The organism is Actinomadura sp. (assembly GCF_044508335.1).
Lineage (GTDB): Bacteria > Actinomycetota > Actinomycetes > Streptosporangiales > Streptosporangiaceae > Spirillospora.
Map to the genome: position 1 here is coordinate 1 of NZ_JBIQHY010000020.1, position 5,081 is coordinate 5,081.

Genomic DNA, 5,081 nt, shown 5'->3' on the forward strand with positions numbered 1-5,081 from the left:
GAACAGGTGGGAGCGCACGTCCGCGACGGGTTCGAGGCCGAGCCGCCGGCGCTGGACGTTGAGCGGAGCCCGCCACAGCGATCATCGGCTGGCCTCGCCGCGCGAACCGATCGTCGACAGCAGAACCCGCATGCCAATCCCCCTTTCGCGCCCCGGTTCCCGGTGCGCGAGCAGCGATTCTGCCCGCCGACCCGGCTCTTGCCGCAAGCCCCCGCCTGCGCTAGACAATGAAGTGGCAGGAGATGCCGGCGAACCCCTCAGCCGAGCCTGGGGACGATCCTGAGTCGGTGCTCCCAGGGTCAGCCGGGTACCGGGGTCAGGCGTTCCAGGCTGCGGAGGATGCCTTCGACCTGGTCCTTGGCGTCACCGAAGAGCATCTGGGTGTTGTCGCGGAAGAAGAGCGGGTTCTGGACGCCGGCGTACCCGGTGGCCATGGAGCGTTTGAACACGATGACCTGCCGGGCGTTCCAGACCTCCAGGACGGGCATGCCGGCGATCGGGCTCGCGGGGTCCTCCTCGGCGGCCGGGTTGACGATGTCGTTGGCGCCGATCACCAGGACGACGTCGGTGCCGGCGAAGTCGTCGTTGATCTCGTCCATCTCCAGCACCAGGTCGTAGGGCACCTTGGCCTCGGCGAGCAGCACGTTCATGTGGCCGGGCAGGCGGCCGGCGACCGGGTGGATGCCGAACCTGACCTGGACGCCGAGGTCGCGCAGCCGCGCGGTCAGCGCGGCGACGGGGGTCTGCGCCTGGGCGACGGCCATGCCGTACCCGGGAACGATGATCACCGAGGAGGCCGCGGTGAGCGCCTCGGCGGCCTCGGCCGCGGTGATCTCCCGGTGTCGGCCCTGGTCGGCGCCGGACGCGGCGGGCGCCTCCAGGCCGAACCCGCCGGCGATGACCGAGAGGAACGAGCGGTTCATCGCCCGGCACATGATGGCCGACAGGTAGGCGCCCGAGGAGCCCACCAGCGCGCCCACGATGATCAGGAGGTCGTTGCCGAGCAGGAACCCGGACGCGGCGGCCGCCCACCCGGAGTAGCTGTTCAGCATGGAGACCACCACCGGCATGTCACCGCCGCCGATGGAGGCGACCAGGTGCCAGCCGAGCAGGAGCGCCAGCGCGGTGACCGCGGCGAGCTGCCACATCCGGGGCTCCGCGACGAAGGCGACCGTGAGCGCGGCGAACACGGCGAGCGCCGCGACGTTGAGCAGGTTCTTGCCCGGCAGCATCAGCGGTGCGGACTTCAGCCTGCCCGACAGCTTGCCGTAGGCCACGACGGAGCCGGTGAAGGTGACGCCGCCGATGAGGACGCCGATGAAGACCTCGGCGCTGTGGATTCCGAGCATGCCCTCGCGGGCGAGCGCGGCGGCCTCCGTCCCCTCGGGACGGTGCTCGACGTGCAGGTAGCCGCTCCAGCCGACCAGGACCGCGGCCAGCCCGACGAAGCTGTGCAGCAGTGCGATGAGCTCCGGCATCGCGGTCATCTCCACCGACCTGGCCCGCTGCAGGCCGATCAGCGCGCCGACCGCGATCGCGGCCACGAGCAGCCCGAACGCGGGGAGGTCGATGCCGTCGTCGATGGTGAGGGCGATGGTGGCGGCGAGCGCCACGACCATCCCGAGCATGCCGTAGGTGTTGCCGAGGCGCGCGGATTCGTGCCGGGAGAGCCCGGCCAGCGCGCGGATGAAGAACAGCGCCGCGACGATGTACGCCGCGGTCGCGGCGGTTGCGACCGTCATTGCCTAGCTCCTGATGAACATGGCGAGCATGCGGCGGGTGACCGCGAATCCGCCGAAGACGTTGATGCTCGCGAGCAGGATCGCCGCGAGCGAGAGCGCGGTGATCGCCGCGTGTCCCGTGCCCATCTGCACCAGTGCGCCGACCACGATGATCCCGGAGATCGCGTTGGTCACCGACATCAGCGGGGTGTGCAGCGCGTGGTGGACGTTCCCGATCACGTAGTAGCCGATCACGATGGCCAGCGCGAACACCGTCAGGTGCACCTGCAGCGCCGCCGGCGAGACCGCGATCAGGCCGAACACCGCGGCGGCCGCGGCGGCGGCGCCGACCCGGCGCGGCACCGGGTTCCTCCTGGCCGGCGGGTCCTCCGCCGCGGGCTCCGGCCGCGCCGGCCCGACGGCGGCCGGCGCCGCGGACACCGCCACCGGGGGCGGCGGCCAGGTGAGCTCCCCCTCGCGGACGACGGTCATCGAGCGCTGCACGACGTCGTCGAAGTCGAGGACGAGCCGGCCGTCCCGCTGCGGGGTCATCAGCTGTATCAGGTTGGCCAGGTTGGTGCCGTACATCTGGGACGCCTGCGCGGGCAGCCGCCCGGCCAGGTCGGTGTAGCCGAGGATGACCACGCCGTTGTCGGTGACGACCCGCTCGCCGGGGACCGTCCCCTCGACGTTGCCGCCGTTGGCCGCGGCCAGGTCGACGATCACCGATCCGGGCCGCATCGTCGCCACCATCTCGGCGGTGATCAGCTTCGGCGCGGGCTTGCCGGGGATGAGCGCGGTGGTGATGACGATGTCGACATCGCGGCACTGCTCGGCGTACAGCGCGGCGGCGCGGACGTTGTAGTCGTCCGACATCTCCTTGGCGTAGCCGGTGCTCGGAGCGTCGTCCGGCTGGGCCTCGGCGACGGCGAGGTACTCGCCGCCGAGCGAGCGCACCTGGTCGGCGACCTCCGGGCGCGGGTCGGTGGCCCGGACGACCGCGCCCAGGCTGCCGGCCGCGCCGATCGCCGCGAGCCCGGCGACGCCGGCCCCCGCGACCAGCACTTTCGCCGGCGGGACCTTCCCCGCCGCGGTCACCTGGCCGGTGAAGAACCGCCCGAACTCGTGCGCGGCCTCGATCACCGCGCGGTACCCGGCGATGTTCGCCATCGAGGAGAGCACGTCGAACGACTGCGCCCGGGAGATGCGCGGAACCGCGTCCAGGGACAGCGCCGTGATGGGACGCCGGGCGAGGTCCTCCACCAGGTCCGGCCTGAACCGGGGGTTCAGCAGGCCGATCAGCGTGGCGCCCGGCCGCAGGGCGTCCAGCCGCGCGGGTGAGGGCTGGGTGACGCACAGGACCACGTCCGAGGCCGCCGCGTCGCCGATCGCGGCGCCCGCGTCCTCATACCGGTCATCGGGGAAGCCGGCTCCCGCGCCGGCTCCGGACTCGACGATCACCTCGTATCCGAGCTTCTGCAGTCTGGTGACGGTGTCCGGTGTCACCGCCACCCGCCGCTCGCCGGGCGAATCCTCCTTGAGAACTCCAACGATCATGACAACCACCTCGTATCTCTCCCGCGTCAGCGCCGGGAGCGCGCAGTACGTGGCATCGCGCCGGGTCGCCGGGGGGCGCCCGCCGCCGGCCCGGACGCGGACGAGCGGACACCGCCAAGTATCTCGGCATCAAGCTAATTCTGCCGCGAGCGGGACCGTTTCCGCTATGCACTGTGTGCCAGTCTTGGCTCCGAAAGTTGGGCACTTGCCCACTGTCCTGCGGGAACGCCGCAGCCCGGTTGCGCCGCGCGCACGGCCGCCCACGACGAGGCCGGCCGCGCCCGCGGCGGGATCCGGCATGGAAAGCGCCCCCGAAACCCGTTAGGGTCATGCCCGGGTGAGCCGGGAAGTCTGGTCGGCAGTGCTGCCGCCGACCCTGGAAAGACTCGCATGACGGATCTGCTGCTCTCCTTCGCCGCCATGCTGCTGCTCGCGGTCCTGGTGTCGAGCCTGGCGCACCGCACCGTGCTGTCGACGGCGGCGCTGTTCCTGGTCGGCGGCTTCCTGCTCGGCGACGGCGTCACCGACCTGATCTCCCTCCGGCCCGGAGACCCGATCGTCTCCCGGCTGGCCGAACTCGCACTGTTCGCGGTCCTGTTCACCGACGGCATGCACGCCGGCTGGCACGACCTGCGCAACGCCTGGCGGCTGCCCGGACGCGCCCTGGGCTGGGGCCTCCCGCTCACCCTGGGCATCACCGCGGTCTTCGCGCACTACCTGGTGGGCCTGGGCTGGGTGGAGTCGCTGCTCATCGCGGCCGTCCTCACCCCGACCGACCCGGTGTTCGCCGCCGCGCTCGTCGGCAACGAGAAGGTGCCGCCGCGGCTGAGGAACCTGCTCAACGTCGAGTCCGGGGTCAACGACGGGCTCATCCTGCCGTTCGTGGTGGTGTTCCTGGCCATCGCCCAAGGCGAGGAGGACCTGCACCTCGGCGAACTGGCCGGTGAACTGGCCGGCGGGCTGGCCATCGGGGTGGCGATCCCGTGGGCGGCGATCATGTTGGAGCGGACCCGCTGGTTCGCGATCGCCCCCAAGTACGAACCGCTGAACGCGGTCGCGATCGGCCTGCTGGTGCTGGCGACGGCGCAGGCCACGCACGGCAACCTGTTCCTGGCCGCCTTCGCCGCCGGGGTCACCGTCGCCACCATGGGACGCGGCCACCGGGAGGCGTTCGAGGAGTTCGGCGAACTGGTCGCCGAACTCCTCAAGCTCGCCGCGCTGCTGGTGTTCGGCGCGCTGCTGTCGCCCGAGTTCCTCGGGGACGTCGGCTGGGCGGGCTGGGCCTTCGCCGTTCTGGCGCTGGTGGTCGCCCGGCCGGTCGCGATCTGGGTGTCGTTCCTGCGGTCGCGGCTGACGATGCGGGAGCAGGCCGCGGTGATGTGGTTCGGGCCCAAGGGCTTCGCCTCGGTCGTGTACGGCCTGCTGGTGCTTGAATCGGGGATCGCGGCCGGCGACCACATCTTCCATCTCGTCGGCGCCACCATCGCGCTGTCGATCCTCGCGCACTCCTCCACCGACATCCTCGTCGCCCGCAGCTTCGACGACGAACACGAGGTGCCGACCTGGCACGGCAGAGCCCGCGCACGCCTGCGGAAGACCCGCCGCGCCGCGCCGGCACGGGACACGGCCGATCCACCGGCGGACGCCGACGAGCGCCCGGAATGACCAGGGCGACGCGGCGGAGCGCCGCCCACGGGCCTCGCGGACGGGCGGGGCCGTGGGCGGCGCGTCCGTGTCCGGGCTTCAGTCGTCGTGGTGACCGCCGTGGTGGCGGCCCCGGTCGTCGTGCCCCCGGCCGTGGCC

At 72.1% G+C, this 5,081-nt stretch carries 3 protein-coding genes; 1 reads left to right on the forward strand and 2 read right to left on the reverse strand.

Going from position 1 to position 5,081, the window contains the following annotated elements; genetic code table 11:
* Window positions 1-299: 299 nt before the first annotated feature.
* Both pntB and ACIWVC_RS10375 read right to left on the reverse strand, forming a co-directional pair.
* Window positions 300-1,742 carry a Re/Si-specific NAD(P)(+) transhydrogenase subunit beta gene (gene pntB, locus ACIWVC_RS10370; protein WP_396448816.1) on the reverse strand — a complete coding sequence of 481 codons (1,443 nt, stop codon included), beginning with the start codon at window positions 1,740-1,742 and terminating at the stop codon, window positions 300-302.
* 3 nt (window positions 1,743-1,745) lie between these two features.
* A complete protein-coding gene (locus ACIWVC_RS10375) occupies window positions 1,746-3,278 on the reverse strand; it encodes a Re/Si-specific NAD(P)(+) transhydrogenase subunit alpha (RefSeq protein WP_396448815.1) in 1,533 nt (510 codons plus the stop codon).
* A 390-nt stretch (window positions 3,279-3,668) separates the two neighbouring features.
* Between ACIWVC_RS10375 and ACIWVC_RS10380 the strand changes: the two genes are divergently transcribed.
* On the forward strand, window positions 3,669-4,943 hold the full coding sequence (locus tag ACIWVC_RS10380) for a cation:proton antiporter (RefSeq protein ID WP_396454059.1): 1,275 nt from the start codon (window positions 3,669-3,671) through the stop codon (window positions 4,941-4,943).
* Window positions 4,944-5,081: the final 138 nt, after the last annotated feature.

Bases quoted from the DNA above. Each gene is read 5' to 3' on its own strand.
- ACIWVC_RS10375 (WP_396448815.1), bottom strand. From the start codon at position 3,278: ATGATCGTTGGAGTTCTCAAGGAGGATTCGCCCGGCGAGCGGCGGGTG.
- ACIWVC_RS10380 (WP_396454059.1), top strand. From the start codon at position 3,669: ATGACGGATCTGCTGCTCTCCTTCGCCGCCATGCTGCTGCTCGCGGTC.
- pntB (WP_396448816.1), bottom strand. From the start codon at position 1,742: ATGACGGTCGCAACCGCCGCGACCGCGGCGTACATCGTCGCGGCGCTG.